Genomic DNA, 15,472 nt, shown 5'->3' with positions numbered 1-15,472 from the left:
CGATCAAAATCAGCTTACTCGGCACGCTGTTACTCGTCTTCGCCACAACGTGTCTCGCAACTCTGCTGATCGTCCAAATGCGTGGTGAATTGCTTACTCGCGCGGAGGCCTCGCTCGACAACAATCTGCGACTTCTTCAGCAACTTCTCTCGGATGAGGGCACCGCTGGATCGTTCAGCGTCCGGGATGACCGCTTGTATGTTGGCTCGCACGCTATCGACACCGCCGATAGCGCCGTGGACCGGGTGCGAAGAATCATCGGTGGCACCGCGACTATCTTTCGAGGTGACACGCGCGTGGCGACCAACGTGATCAAGCCAGATGGCACGCGCGCCGTCGGCACCAAGCTGGCGCCGGGCCCGGCCTACGAGGCCGTGCTAAGCCGAGGGGTCCCGTACCGCGGGGAGGTGGATGTACTGGGGACGCCCTACTTGGCGCATTATGAGCCGATCCGAGACGCCGCCGGAACCGTCATCGGGATACTCTACGTGGGCGTGAAGCTGTCTGACTTCCTGGCCGGCGTCGATGCGGCCCTCCGGCAGACGGTCCTCATAGGGCTTCTAGTGACACTCGCCGCCGTTGGTCTCCTCTGGCTGGCGTTGCGTCGTGCCCTGGCTCCGTTGACGAGCCTGCGCGTGATCATGGGCCATCTGTCCGAGGGCAATTTGGCGGTTACGGTCGTCGGCACGCAGCGCACCGACGAAATCGGTGCGATGGCTGCCGCTGTACAGGTGTTCAAGGACAATCTCGTCCGAGCCCGCAAGTTGGAAGAGGAGACGGCCTTAGTCCGCGCCTCGGCGGAGGAGCAACGCAAGCGCGCCATTTGGGCGATGGCTGACGGCTTTGAGGCCGCGGTGGGTAGCGTAATTGGCATGGTCTCGTCCTCGGCCACCGAGTTGCAGGCCACCGCCCAGCAGATGACCACGACCGCCCATGAGACGGCGAGCCAGTCGACCACCGTCGCGGCCGCTGCCGAGGAGGCCGCCACCAACGTCAACACGGTCGCGGCCGCGGCCGAGGAGCTTGGCTCGTCGGTGCAGGAGATCGGCCGGCAGGTGCAGGGCTCGGCCCATCTCGCGCAGGCCGCGGTGGGCGAGGCCGACCAGACCGCCCACCTCGTCCAGGCGCTTAGCCAGAACGCCGCGCGGATCGGCGACATCGTCGGGATGATCTCGGCGATTGCCGGCCAGACCAACCTGCTGGCCTTGAATGCCACGATCGAGGCGGCCCGCGCCGGCGCCGCGGGGCGGGGCTTTGCGGTCGTGGCCTCCGAGGTGAAGGCGCTGGCCGAGCAGACCGCCAGGGCCACGCACGAGATTTCGGGGCAGATCGCCCAGATCCAGGCTTCGACCGGCCAGGCGGTCACGTCGATCGCGGGCATCACTGGCCGGATCCGGGAGATCAGCGACGTGGCGACCTCGATCGCGGCAGCGGTGGAGCAGCAGGGTGCGGCCACGCAGGAGATCGTCCGCAACGTCGCGCAGGCTTCGGCGGGGACGAACGAGGTGACGGGCAACATCGCGGGCGTGGCGCAGGCGTCGGAGGAGACGGGGGCGGCGGCCAGCCAGGTCCTGTCGGCGGCCTCCGAGCTGTCGCGGCAATCCGAGCATCTCGGCGCCGAGGTCGCCCGCTTCCTCACAACCGTCCGCGCAGCCTGACACGATCCTATAGACGCAATCTTCGGTTATTCGACTGAACCGTCGAGTGTCGGCTTCCGCCTCACCCCCGTGCGGAGGCGGACGGGCAGAAAAGCACCCCCAGCGGTCATTTAGGGGCGACTGTCGACGGGACTGGAACTGGCCGAAAGCGGCCGGTCCGCTTCGGCGCAGGCCCGCCGGAAAGCGGATGGCCTCCTATCGACCCGACGTCGCCCGTGAGGCCGGATCGTGCGGTCCCCGGAAGCGGACGAAGGCGCCCTCCTTCCGGCGGGGCCAGCGTGATGAGGATAGCTACAACCAGAAAGTAAAACGAGGTTGTATTAAATACAACGGACGTTCCTATCAGAATGTATCGATGCGTCGTGCTCTCTGGGCTTGCAAAGCGGGCGACGTCCGGATGGCAGCCGCCCGCCCTCACGCCTCTCTCCGCCAGGAATCTCGGACCATGATCACCCGCGCCCTCGACGCACTGTGCCTCAGTGCCCTGGGTTCGACGGCCCTGGGATGGGCGGTGCGCACGGTCGTCATCGTGGCATCCCGGACTGTCGCGCCCCGCAGCGAGGCTGCCGGCGGCCGGCCCGGCCCGATGGCGCCGGCCCGGTAGGCAAGAGGATCGGTGAGCGGCGATGCGGCTCAGGCCGCCCGGGCGAGATCCCCTTCGATCGCGGCGAGCGCCCGCTCCAGCGCCGCGAAGCAGGCCGGATCGAACGCTGTGCCGACATCCGCCCGCATGATGCCGAGCGCCTTCTCAAGCGGCATGGCGGCCCGGTAGGGTCGGTCGGCGGTCAGCGCGTCGAACACGTCGGCGACCGAGACGATCCGGATCTCGGGTACGATCGCATCGCCCTTCAGCCCCCGTGGATAGCCCTTGCCGTCCAGCCGCTCATGATGGCCGCCGCCGATACAGGCCATCTCGTGAAACACCGCCACGCGGGCCAGGATGGTCTCCGACAGGGCGGCATGATTGCGCATGTCCTGCCACTCGGCATCGTCCAGCTTGCCGTTCTTGTCGAGGATCGCGTTCGAGACCCCGAGTTTGCCAATGTCGTGCAGGAGCGCGGCCCGCTTGAGCCAGCGGCGGCGTTCCGCAGTAAAGCCGAGTTCGGCCGCGATCATATCGGCGTAGACCGCGACCCGCTCGGAGTGGCCGGAGGTGAAGGGGCTCTTGGCATCGATGATCTGGGCGAACGCGCGGGCGATGTCGTCGAGGTAGTCCTCGTCCACCGCGATCGGGCTGACCGGTGCCAGGGCGAACACCGCCGCCTCGACCTCATCCGAACCCAGAACCTCCCAGAAGCCGGGTTCGGCCGCGACCGCTTCGAAGCAGGCGACGACCTGCGGGTCGAACCATGTGCCAGAGCGCGCCCGCACCTCGGCGATCGCGGCCGAAGGGCCAGCTGCGGCGTGGAAGACGTCGACCACCTGCGCGAGCAGCGCCACACGGGCGTAGAGCGGGATCGCAGCGCCCGTGAGGCGGTCCGGCCGGCCGCTGCCATTCCAGTGCTCGTCCAGCGCGTGGATGGCGTCGCAGACGCTCGTCGAAAAGCGGAGCTGCCGGGCGATCGCGGCACCGCGCTGGCAGCGGGTCTGTATGAGCTCGTCGGCGATCGCTCCGCCGTTCTGCAAGATATTGAGCACCGCGCGGAACCGTTCGGCCAAGCCTGCCTTCAGGCCCGTGTGAGCGAAGACAAACCCCAGCACCTTCGGCAAGCTGTCGCTCACCGTCTTGAAGTCACGTTTGAAGCTGAGGTCGTCGGATAGATAGAGCTCACAGATTCGCGCGGCGTTGCTTGAGCAGCCGAGATCCTTCAGCATGATCGTATGGTAGAGTTCCCATAGCTGAAGGTCGGGCAGGCCCATCGCGCGGCCGATGTGGAAGCCGATCCATGTCGCACGAATGCAATGCCCTACGGGCTGGCCTTCCGTCAGATCCAGGGCATGGCTCAAGGCACCCAGGATTTCCGACAGGTGTACGGTCTGTGTCTCTGCGTCACCGCTCGCCACGATTCGCATTAGTATAGCCCAAACTCGTGCCTTATAGGCCGAATGACTATCTCCCAAAAATAATGAAACCGTTCATTGACGGTCGTTCCCATGCGTTCTCATCTCGGCCGGGGACCGCCGCAAAACCACCCTGAGCGTTGGGGTCGACGTCCCCCGACGGCATCGCTGTGCCAGAGCGGCGGTGTTGCGACACCCCTGCAGGCGGCATCCCCGGGTGGGGTGAGCACCGGCGGGATCGATCCGGTCGAGTCGGTTTTCCAGGGGCACCGCTCGGATGCGAGAGGCACAGCCGTGGGTCGCACGATGCTGCGGCGTGATCCGGGGCGGGCGTTCGTCGCGACACCTCCCCGATGCATGGGCGCGATGGAGATCTGCGCCGGTGCTCGTCACTGGGCATGCGGGATAGGCTTGGCCGGTCACGACACGCGGCTCAATCCCTCCGGCATGCGTGAAGCCGTTCGCGAAGCGGCAGAAGAGCGCCATGGCCGACGCGGAGGCGATCTGCGGCGCGGCGCCCGACGCTGCGGTTCGCACGGGGATCCCGACACAGCTGGGGCGAGGTCGGCCGGCATGCTGTCGCGCCAGCCGCGCATGCGGGTCACCGTCGCCCTGGCGGACATGATGGCGCGGATCGTCTGGGCGTTGATGGCCCACGGGGCGCCTGCGGAACTCCGGCCACGGCGTAACCGCCATGCCGCGAGGCGGGAGGGATGCGGGGACGGTCGTCCATCGCCCCGGCGTCACGCCTTGTTCGCCGCGGGAAGTCCGAAGCAGCGGGCCAGCATCGGGTGCCGCTCGCGCACGGTCCATGCACCGGCAAAGCCGAAGCCCTTCACCGGCAAAGCCGAAGCCCTTGCGCAGCCCCAGCATGCCGTCCGAGCCGCAGATCATGCGCGGGCTCTGGGGATGGAGCGGCGGGGATGGAGCGGCAGGCTCGGCGGCTAGGCCCAACGACCCGCGAACCTGCGCGTTCGCGTGTGCGACACGCCTGCACCCGTCACGCCGGGTCAAACCCGCTCGACCCCACGCTGGGACCGACCGTCCCATAATCCTCCGGCGGCCGCTCTAAACGCAGCATTAACCTTGTTCAGTGATTTGCTGGATCCTTGAAAGCTTCGCGGGGGCCGTACCTGCCGCCGCGCAAGGATGGCAAATCATGCGGCTGATCGTCGGCACACTGATCGTCTTCGTCTGCGTGTTCGGCAGCTACGCGGCGATGGGTGCCCACTTGGCAGTCCTTTGGCAGCCGTTCGAGTTTGTCATTATCCTCGGTGCAGCCATCGGTGCCTTCGTCATCGGCAACACAGGGCCGGTGCTCAAGGCCGTGCCCGCCATGCTGGGCACACTGATGAAGGGCCCCAAATACACGCAGAACTCCTATGTCGAACTGCTGGGGATGCAGTATTCACTGTTCAAACTCGCGAAGCAGAAGGGTTCGATGGCGCTCGAGCCGCACATTGAAAACCCGGGCGAGTCGACGCTGTTCAACGCCTTTCCGACCTTTGCAGCGAATCATCACGCGGTCGAGTTTGTCTGCGACTACATGCGCATGGTGTCGCTGGGTGCCAACAACGTCCATGAGATCGACGCTCTCATGGATCAGGAACTGGAGACGCACCACCAAGAGCAGGAGCGGGTCGTGTCTGCCATGCAGGCGCTCGCCGACGGAACACCGGCGCTCGGCATCGTCGCCGCCGTGCTCGGCGTGATCAAGACGATGGGGGCGATCAAGGAGCCGCCGGAGGTGCTGGGGCATCTGATCGGCGGCGCGCTCGTCGGCACCTTCTTTGGCGTCTTCGTCGCCTACGGCTTCTTCGGGCCCATGGCGCAGTCGCTCAAGAGCCTCTTCGAGGCCGAATCCAAATACTACCTTTCCCTCAAGGCGGGTCTGCTCGCCCACATCGGCGGCCAGCCGCCGGTCATGGCAATAGAATTTGCCCGCAAGTCTCTGATGAGCGACGTCCGCCCGACCTTCAGCGAAGTGGAAGCGGCAACCGCCGCTCTGCCCGCCCAGATCTGACCCGCTATCCGGCAGGGATTCGATGACCACGATCATCATCAAGAAGGTCAAGAAGGCCGCACACGCCCATCACGGCGGGGCCTGGAAGATCGCCTATGCGGACTTCGTGACCGCCATGATGGCGTTTTTTCTGCTGATGTGGCTGATCAGCATGACGACGCAGGAGCAGAAGATCGGTTTGGCGGAATACTTCTCGCCGGCGGCTTTGAGCCCTGCAACCAGTGGCGCGGGCGGGATCCTATACGGCACCGCCCTGGACACGTCAGGCAACAAGCCGTCCACGCCCCGCGACGCGGAGCGGGGTTCTGCCGAGCGGGAGGACAGAGTGCGCCCGACCAGTCCGGGCCGCACCAGCGATCTCGATGCCAGCCGCCCGGCCGCCAGCACGGAGGTGAACTACAGCGCCATAGCCAGCCTCCGGCAGGCGCTCCAGACGATGCCCGACATCGCCGAGCTGTCGAAGAACATCGTGATCGAGCAGACCAAGGAGGGCGTGAACGTGTCCCTCGTGGACCAGGACGGCCGCGCCATGTTCCGCGAAGGCTCTGTCGACCCCTACGAGCGCACCCGTCGCGTGCTGGAGGCGCTCGCGCCCGCCCTGCGCCGGCTGCCCAACAGCCTGTCGATAACCGGCCACACGGCCGCCGCGCGCCCGGGCTCGGCGCGGACCGCCGAACCCTGGAATCTCACCGCCGGGCGTGCGCTCGCCGTGCGCGAGATCCTGTCGGGTGCCGGGGTTCCCAACGACCACTTCTCGTCCGTGGTGGGACGCGCCGACACCGAGCCGGTTTTCCCCGACAATCCCTACATCGCGCCGAACCGACGGGTGACGATCACTCTGCTCAATGCGAGCCCGCCGGTGCCCCCGAACCTGCTTCGTTGACGACGAGGCACCGCGCCGCCTCGGACGACAACGGCGAATCGCCGTCGAGGCCCCCCATCGGATCATCGTGGCGCATCACGCACTTTGCGCAGGACCACAGGCTACACCGTCGCTTCTGGCGCGCGTGCGGAGACGGAGCGGGCGGCCTACGAACAGGCCCGGCGCGTCTGCGCCGCGCGCCTTCCGTCAGCGCCCTCAGCGGATCCCCAGGATCCACCCCCAGGGGAGGGGGTCGGCCTGTCGGGATGGCTTTCGAGGCGCGGGAACGAATGGAGGTCGCGGTCAGGCCACGGGCCTCAAGCCGCACGGGGCGAGAGACCGCCGAGAAATCAACCCCAGAGACCTGAGCGGCGTCCGCTTCCCCCAACTCGACTCCCGAGAGCGGACCGGCGGCAAACCACCCATCTGAGACGCTCGGAGGTTATCGGCGCCAGCAGGGCATGGCCGAAAGAGGAACGACCGCTTTGGAGAAGGCTGGCCAGAGAAGCGGACGGCCTCTTATCGACCCAACATGGTCGCCCAGACGCGTCTCCCCTTTGCCCGAAACCGGACGCGAGACCGACGCTTGGCGACGAGGGCTCACGAGACCCAGGGTGCTGTCACCGAACGTTACACAGAAGCCCAGCAGGGTCACACCGCAGCTACGTCGCGTGGTGACAAAGCTTCCAGCCGCCCTGACCACTATGCGGCGATGGAGGATCACAGATGCCCGGTGAGGCCGAAGTCATCCACGTGGCGTGGGGTGCAAGCAGGGCGGACACCATCCGTGACGCTCTTCGGTCACAGGGCGACGAAGCGCGGGTCATCGCGCTCTCGGGCGACCTGAATTTCGGCCCCATCAATCCGCCGGACCCAGATATTCGACACGCGTGGCTCAGAGCCGTCCTGCGACCCGATCCCTACGCCGACCAGCGCGAGGCAGAGGAGCCATGGATGGAAGCCACGTCGACCCGCGTGCATCCCGTCTATTGGGTTTGCATGAGCGACGCGACCGAGCACGCCAGTTTCCTCGAATTTGCGTTCCGCATGAATGGCCGCCCCTTCGACATCATCGACGCCACAGCCCTCGACTTCGTCACGCGTGACGGCGTCCGAAGGCCCTGGTCGCTCGGGATCATGCGTCGCGAGGACATCATCGCGTCCCGCCTGAGGGACAGGCGACGTGTCTTCTCTCGCTCCGAGTGCAATGCTGCCGCAGCGAGGTGGGCAGCATTGAGGAGCGAGGATGCACCTCTGCGCATCGTGCGCAATGGCCGCTTGGTATCGGCACCGCTGACACACTACGACGCCGTGCTCATCGCTCAGGCCGCGACAGACTGGGAGGTCGCGGCGAGGGTGATCGGTCGCACCTTGCACCACCTCGCCGTTGAGGTTGATCCGCCGGGTCAGGGCGTCAGCGATATCGTGCTGTTCGGTCGTATCCAGGCCCTCGGGGATGCGGGAAACCTTGAGATCAAGGGACCGGGACCGGGAATGCGCGATTACGAGATCAGGAAGCCCACCGCCGGTTTAACAGCCTGAGGTGTCAGATGAGGGGCGGCTGCCCGGCATCCGCATACCGAGGCTCTTGTAGCGGGTCTGGATGGTAAATTGAGCGGACGTCTCGTTCTGCGCCGCTGATCCTCCAAAGGAGACCGGCGGAAAACCACCCGACCCGGACATTCGTCCGGTCACGCGGATCACGTGCGAACCCCGGGCTCGGCCCGTTCGAGACCGAACCCCGGTCACGCAACCTCCGCGGCCGATCGAACCTTATCCGGCCGAGACCCGGAGACCGACCATGACCCAATCGCAGAAGCACGCGCTGATCGTCGGGGCCTCGCGGGGCCTGGGGCTCGGCCTCGTCGAGACATTCCTGGCCCGCGGCTGGCGCGTCACCGCCACCCAGCGCAGGCCGTCCCCCGCCCTCGCCGGCCTCGGCTCGGAGGCCCTGCGCGTCGAGACCGCCGACATCGACGACGATCCCGGCGTCACCGCCCTGCACGACCGGCTGGCCTCCGAGCGCTTCGACCTGATCTTCGTGGTGGCCGGTGTCGCCACCCTGGCGCACGACCCGGCGCACGCGGTGCCCCGCGATGTCGCCGCGCAGGTCTACCTCACCAACGCGATCAGTCCGATCCGCTTCGCCGAGGCCTTCCTGGATCGCCTCGTCCCTGGTGGCAGCATCGCGCTGATGAGTTCGATCCTCGGCAGCGTCGGCCTGAACGAGACCGGGGGCTGGGAGACCTACCGGGCCAGCAAGGCGGCGCTGAACACCCTGGCGCGCAGCTTCGAGATCCGGCACCGGGCGGAGAACGTCTCCGTGCTGATCCTGCATCCGGGCTGGGTGCGCACCGAGATGGGCGGGGCGGAGGCCGACATCGACGTGGCGACCAGCGTCACAGGCCTCGCCGACGTGATCGGGGCGCAGCTCGGCCGGCCGGGCGCCCACTACCTCGACTACCGGGGCGAGACGCTGGCTTGGTGACGCGGTCGTCCTGACGGCCGCTCAGCGGCGCGGGTCGAGGGGCCGGCTGCGCCGCTCGATCACCACGGTCGGGCGGGTGCGGCGCTCGACCACCACGGTGCGGGGTGCCCGGCTCGGGCTCGCATGGGTCAGGATCCGCTCGGGGACGCGCTCCGGCTTGGCCTTCTTGGCCGCCAGGACGTGCGGGCGGACCTCGTCGGCCGGCAGGCCCATCAGGCCGGCGGCGATCTCGACCTGCTGCTCGACATCGTCGGCGAGGTCCTGCGCGGCGGCGACCGCCTCGTTCACCGTCGGCGGCTCGCGGCGGACGCGGATCGGCGGCAGGTCGGCGAAGCTCTTCTGTGTCTTCTTCACGGGGCGACTCGCGGTCTTCATAACTTCGAACATAGCGCCTTCCGCGCGGGTTGTGCAGTGCATCAAAAACGTGTGATGGGCGCCTTGGGCACATGTCTCGCGAATCCGGAACGGAGATGTGACGCGCCCCGGGGCATCCGACGCCTCATCGGCCGGGCATCCGAGCAATCCGGCGGCGGAATCAGGGCCGTCCAGGCCCCCGTACCGCTCGGCGCGGCATAGTGGCGCAGAGGAGCGTCCGGAAGCGTCGCTCCGGCGCGACTGCGCTGACCCGCCCGTCAGCCCGGCAGGGTCGGATTCATGGTAGGATCTGCGCATGAGCGAACCCCTCGATCCCCGGCTGACTCCGGCCCGGCCGCATGTCGCCGATCTCCGCCTGCGGGACCGCGTCACGGCGGCGCGCTACGTCGCCGGTACGCCGCGGCGCGTGACCGCGCCGTCCGCGCCGCTGCGCCGCGAGCCCGATCCCGGCGCGGGGCTCGACACCGAGGCGCTCCTCGGCGACGCGGTTGATCTCTACGACGCGGCGGAGGGCTTCGCCTTCGTGCAGCTCGCCCGCGACGGCTATGTCGGCTACCTGCCCGCCGACAGCCTGGGCCCGGCCGATCCGGAGCCGACGCACCGCGTCACGGCCCTGCGCACCTTCCTGTACCCCGAACCGGACCTGAAACGGCCGGTCCTCGGGCATCTCAGCCTCGGCGCCCGCCTCGTGGCGACCGGTGAGTCGGGCGCGTATCTGGAGACCCGGGGCGGCTATGTGTTCGCCCGGCATTGCGCCTCCGTGGAGAGCCGCGAACCGGATTACGTGGCCACGGCCATGCGGCTGGCCGGGACCCCCTATCTCTGGGGTGGGCGCACCAGTCTCGGGCTCGACTGCTCCGGTCTGGTGCAGCTCTGCCTGGACATGGCGGGGCTGCCCTGCCCCCGCGACGCCGACATGCAGGAGAGGGCCCTCGGGCAGGCATTGCCCCTCGACCTCGCGCGCCTGCGCCGGGGCGATCTCGTGTTCTGGCGTGGCCATGTCGGGCTGATGCGCGATCCCGAGACGCTGATCCACGCCAACGGCCACCACATGGCGGTGGCGGCGGAGCCGCTGGCGGAGGCGGTCGCCCGCATCGAGGCGCACAGCTTCGGCGCCGTGACGGGCATCCGGCGGCTTTAGCCGGCTGTGCCGGCGTCCTGCGCAAAGACGAGACGGGTGTCGCTCACGAAAACCGTCTGTCCCCACCGCGGACGGCGCAGCGGCCCTGCGTGACGCTCTGCGAACGGCGCGGGTCCAATTCCCGCGGCAATCGTGCTACAGAGCGGCTCCGCTTCCCTCTTCCCGCCCGGTTCCTGGGCCAGTCCTGTTGACAGGACCGCCCCGCCCTCGCCACATCCCCCTCATGACCGTCGAAATCGCGACCACCGAGCCCGTTCCGGGCACCGCCGGCAAGCCGCCGCTGGAAATCCTGCTCTGCGCCCCCCGCGGCTTCTGCGCCGGCGTGGTGCGGGCCATCGATGTCGTGGAACGGGCTCTCGCCATCTACGGGCCGCCCGTCTACGTCCGTCACGAGATCGTGCACAACAAGTACGTGGTCGAGAGCCTGAAGCGGAAGGGCGCCGTGTTCGTCCGCGAACTCGACGAGGTGCCGGACGGCGGCGCCCCGGTGATCTTCTCCGCCCATGGCGTGGCGAAGACCGTGCCGGCCAACGCCGATTCGCGCGGGCTCACCACCATCGACGCCACCTGCCCGCTGGTGACCAAGGTCCACCGCGAGGCCGAGATCCATCACAAGCGCGGCCGCCACGTGCTGCTGGTCGGCCATTCCGGGCATCCGGAGGTGGTGGGGACCATGGGCCAGCTGCCCAAGGGCTCGATCACCCTCGTTGAGGATCTCGACCAGATCGCGGCTCTCACCCCGGACAATCCCGACAACCTCGCCTGGGTCACCCAGACGACCCTGTCGGTGGACGACACAAGGCACATCGTCGACGCCTTGAAGAAGAAGTTCCCGACCATCACCGGGCCGCACAAGGACGACATCTGCTACGCCACCACGAATCGCCAGGAGGCGGTGAAGCAGGTGGCCCCGCTGGTGGACGCTCTGATCGTCGTCGGCTCGTCGAACTCCTCGAACTCGCAGCGCCTGCGCGAGGTCGCCGAACGCGTCGGCTGCCCGATCACCCGTCTGGTGCTCCGCGCCGAGGAGATCGACTGGCCGGCCTTCGAGGGCATCCGCAAGCTCGGCCTGACCGCCGGCGCCTCGGCGCCCGAGGTGCTGGTGGAGGAGATCATCGACGCGTTCGCGGCCCGCTACGACGTGATCGTCGACACGGTCTCGACGGTGATCGAGGACATGGTCTTCCCGCTGCCGCGGGAGCTGCGCAGCGAGGCCGCCGAGTAGGCGGTCCAGGCCGACACGCGGGCCTGAGGCTCGGCATGCTCTATGCGGGGGCGCTTCGGCGCCCCTTGCCATGTTGACCTTCCGAAATCAGAGCGCGAACACGTGGCCGTCTACACCGAGGTATCCGACGCGGCGCTCGCCGACTTCCTGTCCGCCTACGCGATCGGCAGCCTGCTCTCCTTCAAGGGCATCGCAGAGGGGGTCGAGAACTCGAATTTCTTCCTGCACACCACCCAGGGCTCCTACATCCTGACCCTCTACGAGAAGCGGGTCCGGGAACAGGACCTGCCGTTCTTCATCGGGCTGATGGAGCACCTCTCGGCCCGCGGCCTCGCCTGCCCGCAGCCCGTGCGGGACCGGGCCGGCCAGGCCCTCGGACAGCTCTGCGGCCGCCCCGCCGCCATCGTGAGCTTCCTGGAGGGCGTCTCGGTCAAGACGCCGGGCGTCGAGCATTGCCGGGCGCTCGGCCGGGCGCTGGCCGAGCTGCACGCCGCCGGCCGGGACTTCCCGATGGTGCGGGAGAACAACCTCTCGGTCTCCGCATGGCGGCCGCTCTTCGCGCAGGCCGAGGACCAGGCCGATTCGGTCGAGCCCGGTCTCGCGGCGCGCACCCGGTCCGACCTCGCCGTCCTCGAGGCACACTGGCCGCGGAATCTGCCAAGCGGCGTGATCCACGCGGACCTGTTCACCGACAACGTCTTCTTCATCGGCGATGCCCTGTCGGGCCTGATCGACTTCTACTTCGCCTGCACGGACGCCTTCGCGTATGACCTCGCGGTCTGCCTCAACGCGTGGTGCTTCGAGGCCGACGGCACCTTCCACCGAGACATGGCGGCCGGGCTGATCGCCGGCTACGAGGCGGTGCGGCCGCTCGAATCCGCCGAGGTCGCGGCCCTGCCGATCCTGTGCCGGGGCGCCGCGCTCCGCTTCATGCTCACCCGGCTGGTGGACTGGCTGAACGTGCCCCCGGGCGCCCTGGTGAAGCCGAAGGATCCGCGGGAATTCGATCGCCGGCTCACTTTCCACCGGCAGGCCCAGGACGCGCGAGATTACGGGCGGCCGCGCTGAGGGCCCGGTGAGCGCCGACGCGACCGGGCCGGGCGGCCAGGCCGCGGCCGAGCCGAAGCGCGTCACGATCTACACGGACGGCGCCTGCTCGGGGAATCCCGGGCCCGGCGGCTGGGGCGCGATCCTGATCTTCGGCGACACCCGGAAGGAGCTCTCGGGGGGCGAGGCCCACACCACCAACAACCGCATGGAGATCCTGGCGACGATCGAGGCGCTGGAGGCCCTGAAGCGCCCCTGCCGCGTCGACCGGTTCACGGACTCCCAGTACCTGCGCCAGGGCATCACCAGCTGGATCCACGCCTGGAAGGCCCGGGGCTGGCGCACCGCCGACAAGAAGCCGATGAAGAACGAGGATCTGTGGCGGCGGATCGACGCCGCTCGCGAGCGGCACGACGTGGCGTGGCACTGGGTGAAGGGCCATGCCGGCGACCCGCTCAACAACCGGGTCGACGCGCTCGCCGTCGCCGCGATGCTGCCGTTCAAGCGCCGCTGAAACCGGATCCGGGTTCAGCGCTCCGCGACCACGACCGCGCCCTCGTTTCCCGCTCGGCGGCCACGGCGGAGCGCCGTGCAGGAAGCGGATGGTCGCGTCGGCCACATCGTGCGCGATGACGGAACGACGGTGCACGACCGGCTCCCGCCCGCTGGGCAGACGGCCGGGTCGATCGAGCGCGGGACGATCCCTCCAGCAGGCCGCTCTTCGCGAACCGCTCGTCGAGGGCGATGGCGGGAGCCGGGTTGTCGAACGCCGTCAGATCGTCGATGGCGTCGCGGTCCGGAAAGCGCCTGTCGACGGTGACGCGCCCCCGCCCGAGGCAACCCTCTCGACGCCGGAAGGCTGTCGCATCCTCACGAATGGGGAAGGCTTTGGGGAAGGCTATCGTACGGCCGCCTGGCGGAGAACCGATCAGGCGGCCCCTTCTCAGTCGGTCTCGCCGTCGAGACCCAGCCAGTGGCGGCCGTCGCGAGCCAGGAGTGCGTCGGCTTCCTTCGGGCCGGCACTGCCCGCCGGATAGAAGGTCACCTCTCCCTGCGGCCAGCCCTTGAGCAGCGGATCGACCGCCGCCCAGCCGGCCTCGATGTTGTCGGCGCGCTGGAACAGCGTCGCGTCGCCGGTCATGCAATCGTAGAGCAGCGTCTCGTAGCCGACATTCGGCCGGTCGGCGAAGAAGTCCTTGTAGCGGAAGCCGGACCGGACCCGGCCGATCGCCATCTGCGGCCCCGGTACCTTGACGTTGAATTCGGTGCTGACCCCGTGATCGGGATCGATCTGGATCCGCATCACGGTGGGCGCGAGATCGGCGGTGGGCGTGTCCTCGAACATCTTGAACGGCGCCGGCTTGAACAGCACCGCGATCTCGGTGCGCCGCCCGGTCATGCGCTTGCCGGTGCGGACGTAGAACGGCACCCCGGCCCAGCGCCAGTTCTCGATGTTGAGCTTCAGGGCGATGTAGGTCTCGGTGACCGAGTCCTTCGCCACGTGCGGCTCGTCCCGGTAGGCGGGCACGTCGCGCCCCTCCGAGGTGCCGGCCGTGTACTGGCCGCGCACCGCATCCTCGGGCGGGATCGGCTTCACGGCCTCGGCGAGCTTGGCCTTCTCGGTGCGCACGGCCTCCGCGTCGAAGGAGTTCGGCGGCTCCATGGCGACCATGCAGAGGAGCTGGAACATGTGGTTCGGCACCATGTCGCGCAGCGCCCCGGTCGGCTCGTAGAAGCCGCCGCGCTCCTCGACGCCCACCGTCTCGGCCGCCGTGATCTGGATGCTGTCGATGTATTCCCGCCGCCAGACCGGCTCCAGCAGCCCGTTGGCGAAGCGGAACGCCATGATCGACTGCACGGTCTCCTTACCCAGGAAGTGGTCGATCCGGTAGAACTGGCTCTCGTCGCCCTGTTTGAGGATCCGGGCATTGAGCGCCCGGGCCGATTCGAGATCGGAGCCGAACGGCTTCTCGATCACCACGCGGCGGAAGCCGTCGCCCTCCTGCTTGAGCAGCCCGGCCTGACCGAGCCCGTCCACGATGGTCCCGAAGAAGCGGGCCGCCACCGCGCAGTAGAACACCGCGCTGCCGGTGACCCTCTGCTTCACGGCCGCGTAGGTCTCGGGCTTCTCGAAATCGCCCTTGAGGTAGTGGAGCCGGTCTCGGATGAAGCCCCAGCTCTTCGGGTCGATGTGGTCGGCGTGGAACTCCGAGGTCGGGTCCTTGCTGAACGCCTCCAGGGTCTGGGTGAGGTTGTCGCGGAGGGATTCGTCAGTGCCGTCGTTGTGGTCGATGCCGAGGATCGAGAAGCCTTCGGCCAGGAGCCCCGCGCCCGCGAGATTGTAGAGCGAGGGCATCAGCAGGCGCTTCGTCAGGTCGCCACCGGCCCCGAAGATCACTAGCGTACAGGGCGGTGCCGGCTGCGTGCCGCAGGCTGCCGTATCCTTGAGGGCTGTCGTCGGCTCGGCCATCCCTGACTCCCGTCTGGCTGCAGTGCGGCAAACCGGCCTGACAACCCGCTACGGCGAGGCCCGTTCCGGCGCCTATGGGGCTATGCTGCGCCGGGTCCAGGATCAAGGAACCCCGCATGCATACCCGGTTCCTCGAACCCTGAGCCCACAGCCACGTCTTCCGGGGCGACCGACACCGTCAC

Annotated in this window: 13 protein-coding genes and 2 pseudogenes; 11 read left to right on the top strand and 4 right to left on the bottom strand. The window is 68.2% G+C overall.

Annotation, left to right across the window (positions count from 1 at the left end):
- The first annotated feature begins 77 nt into the window (after positions 1 to 77).
- Entirely contained in the window at positions 78 to 1,658 is a 1,581-nt protein-coding gene (locus tag A3862_RS10050) for a methyl-accepting chemotaxis protein (protein ID WP_100794027.1), read from the top strand.
- Positions 1,659 to 2,103: 445 nt separating this feature from the next.
- Positions 2,104 to 2,262: a hypothetical protein gene (locus tag A3862_RS31485; RefSeq protein WP_158498469.1), complete on the top strand. Its 159-nt coding sequence runs from the start codon at positions 2,104 to 2,106 to the stop codon at positions 2,260 to 2,262.
- 29 nt (positions 2,263 to 2,291) lie between these two features.
- Here the strand turns inward: A3862_RS31485 and A3862_RS10045 are convergent, their stop codons facing one another.
- A complete protein-coding gene (locus A3862_RS10045; RefSeq protein WP_374701292.1) occupies positions 2,292 to 3,662 on the bottom strand; it encodes an HD-GYP domain-containing protein in 1,371 nt (456 codons plus the stop codon).
- 195 nt (positions 3,663 to 3,857) lie between these two features.
- On the opposite strand from A3862_RS10045, the pseudogene A3862_RS32030 reads away from it, so the two are divergent.
- Positions 3,858 to 4,194 (top strand): annotated as a pseudogene (locus A3862_RS32030) (IS110 family transposase); the annotation flags it as partial.
- A 208-nt stretch (positions 4,195 to 4,402) separates the two neighbouring features.
- On the opposite strand, the pseudogene A3862_RS10035 reads toward A3862_RS32030, so the two are convergent.
- Positions 4,403 to 4,495 (bottom strand): annotated as a pseudogene (locus A3862_RS10035) (IS6 family transposase); the annotation flags it as partial.
- Between the two features lie 323 nt (positions 4,496 to 4,818).
- On the opposite strand from A3862_RS10035, the gene motA reads away from it, so the two are divergent.
- The 4 genes from motA to A3862_RS10015 all read left to right on the top strand — a co-directional run bounded on the left by motA (position 4,819) and on the right by A3862_RS10015 (position 9,032).
- Positions 4,819 to 5,682: a flagellar motor stator protein MotA gene (gene motA / locus A3862_RS10030; RefSeq protein ID WP_043346294.1), complete on the top strand. Its 864-nt coding sequence runs from the start codon at positions 4,819 to 4,821 to the stop codon at positions 5,680 to 5,682.
- A 22-nt stretch (positions 5,683 to 5,704) separates the two neighbouring features.
- On the top strand, positions 5,705 to 6,565 hold the full coding sequence (locus A3862_RS10025) for a flagellar motor protein MotB (protein WP_043346296.1): 861 nt from the start codon (positions 5,705 to 5,707) through the stop codon (positions 6,563 to 6,565).
- Positions 6,566 to 7,270: 705 nt separating this feature from the next.
- Positions 7,271 to 8,086: a DUF3658 domain-containing protein gene (locus tag A3862_RS10020; RefSeq protein WP_043759602.1), complete on the top strand. Its 816-nt coding sequence runs from the start codon at positions 7,271 to 7,273 to the stop codon at positions 8,084 to 8,086.
- 259 nt (positions 8,087 to 8,345) lie between these two features.
- Positions 8,346 to 9,032 (top strand): SDR family oxidoreductase, encoded by a 687-nt coding sequence (locus A3862_RS10015; protein ID WP_043346306.1) that lies wholly within the window; start codon positions 8,346 to 8,348, stop codon positions 9,030 to 9,032.
- A 21-nt stretch (positions 9,033 to 9,053) separates the two neighbouring features.
- Here the strand turns inward: A3862_RS10015 and A3862_RS10010 are convergent, their stop codons facing one another.
- A complete protein-coding gene (locus A3862_RS10010) occupies positions 9,054 to 9,386 on the bottom strand; it encodes a hypothetical protein (RefSeq protein WP_236952744.1) in 333 nt (110 codons plus the stop codon).
- 316 nt (positions 9,387 to 9,702) lie between these two features.
- Between A3862_RS10010 and A3862_RS10005 the strand changes: the two genes are divergently transcribed.
- From A3862_RS10005 to rnhA, 4 genes are all read left to right on the top strand, one after another.
- Positions 9,703 to 10,548: a C40 family peptidase gene (locus tag A3862_RS10005; protein ID WP_043759604.1), complete on the top strand. Its 846-nt coding sequence runs from the start codon at positions 9,703 to 9,705 to the stop codon at positions 10,546 to 10,548.
- A gap of 223 nt (positions 10,549 to 10,771) precedes the next feature.
- Positions 10,772 to 11,773: a 4-hydroxy-3-methylbut-2-enyl diphosphate reductase gene (gene ispH / locus A3862_RS10000; RefSeq protein WP_043346311.1), complete on the top strand. Its 1,002-nt coding sequence runs from the start codon at positions 10,772 to 10,774 to the stop codon at positions 11,771 to 11,773.
- A 102-nt stretch (positions 11,774 to 11,875) separates the two neighbouring features.
- Positions 11,876 to 12,841, top strand: coding sequence for a homoserine kinase (locus A3862_RS09995; RefSeq protein ID WP_043759606.1), 966 nt, complete (start codon positions 11,876 to 11,878; stop codon positions 12,839 to 12,841).
- A gap of 7 nt (positions 12,842 to 12,848) precedes the next feature.
- Complete coding sequence (rnhA, locus tag A3862_RS09990) at positions 12,849 to 13,334, top strand: ribonuclease HI (RefSeq protein WP_052083696.1); 486 nt, start codon at positions 12,849 to 12,851, stop codon at positions 13,332 to 13,334.
- A 429-nt stretch (positions 13,335 to 13,763) separates the two neighbouring features.
- Here the strand turns inward: rnhA and zwf are convergent, their stop codons facing one another.
- On the bottom strand, positions 13,764 to 15,290 hold the full coding sequence (gene zwf / locus A3862_RS09985; RefSeq protein ID WP_043346314.1) for a glucose-6-phosphate dehydrogenase: 1,527 nt from the start codon (positions 15,288 to 15,290) through the stop codon (positions 13,764 to 13,766).
- Between the last annotated feature and the right edge of the window lie 182 nt (positions 15,291 to 15,472).

It is taken from the genome of Methylobacterium sp. XJLW (assembly GCF_003254375.1).
Lineage (GTDB): Bacteria > Pseudomonadota > Alphaproteobacteria > Rhizobiales > Beijerinckiaceae > Methylobacterium > Methylobacterium fujisawaense.
The sequence above is the reverse complement of the archived record's forward strand: the minus strand, read 5'-3'. Positions and strand labels throughout refer to the sequence as shown.

Coding starts and splice junctions, on each gene's coding strand:
- A3862_RS10050 (WP_100794027.1), top strand. CDS start 78: ATGCGTGGTGAATTGCTTACTCGCGCGGAGGCCTCGCTCGACAACAAT.
- A3862_RS31485 (WP_158498469.1), top strand. CDS start 2,104: ATGATCACCCGCGCCCTCGACGCACTGTGCCTCAGTGCCCTGGGTTCG.
- motA (WP_043346294.1), top strand. CDS start 4,819: ATGCGGCTGATCGTCGGCACACTGATCGTCTTCGTCTGCGTGTTCGGC.
- A3862_RS10025 (WP_043346296.1), top strand. CDS start 5,705: ATGACCACGATCATCATCAAGAAGGTCAAGAAGGCCGCACACGCCCAT.
- A3862_RS10020 (WP_043759602.1), top strand. CDS start 7,271: ATGCCCGGTGAGGCCGAAGTCATCCACGTGGCGTGGGGTGCAAGCAGG.
- A3862_RS10015 (WP_043346306.1), top strand. CDS start 8,346: ATGACCCAATCGCAGAAGCACGCGCTGATCGTCGGGGCCTCGCGGGGC.
- A3862_RS10005 (WP_043759604.1), top strand. CDS start 9,703: ATGAGCGAACCCCTCGATCCCCGGCTGACTCCGGCCCGGCCGCATGTC.
- ispH (WP_043346311.1), top strand. CDS start 10,772: ATGACCGTCGAAATCGCGACCACCGAGCCCGTTCCGGGCACCGCCGGC.
- zwf (WP_043346314.1), bottom strand. CDS start 15,290: ATGGCCGAGCCGACGACAGCCCTCAAGGATACGGCAGCCTGCGGCACG.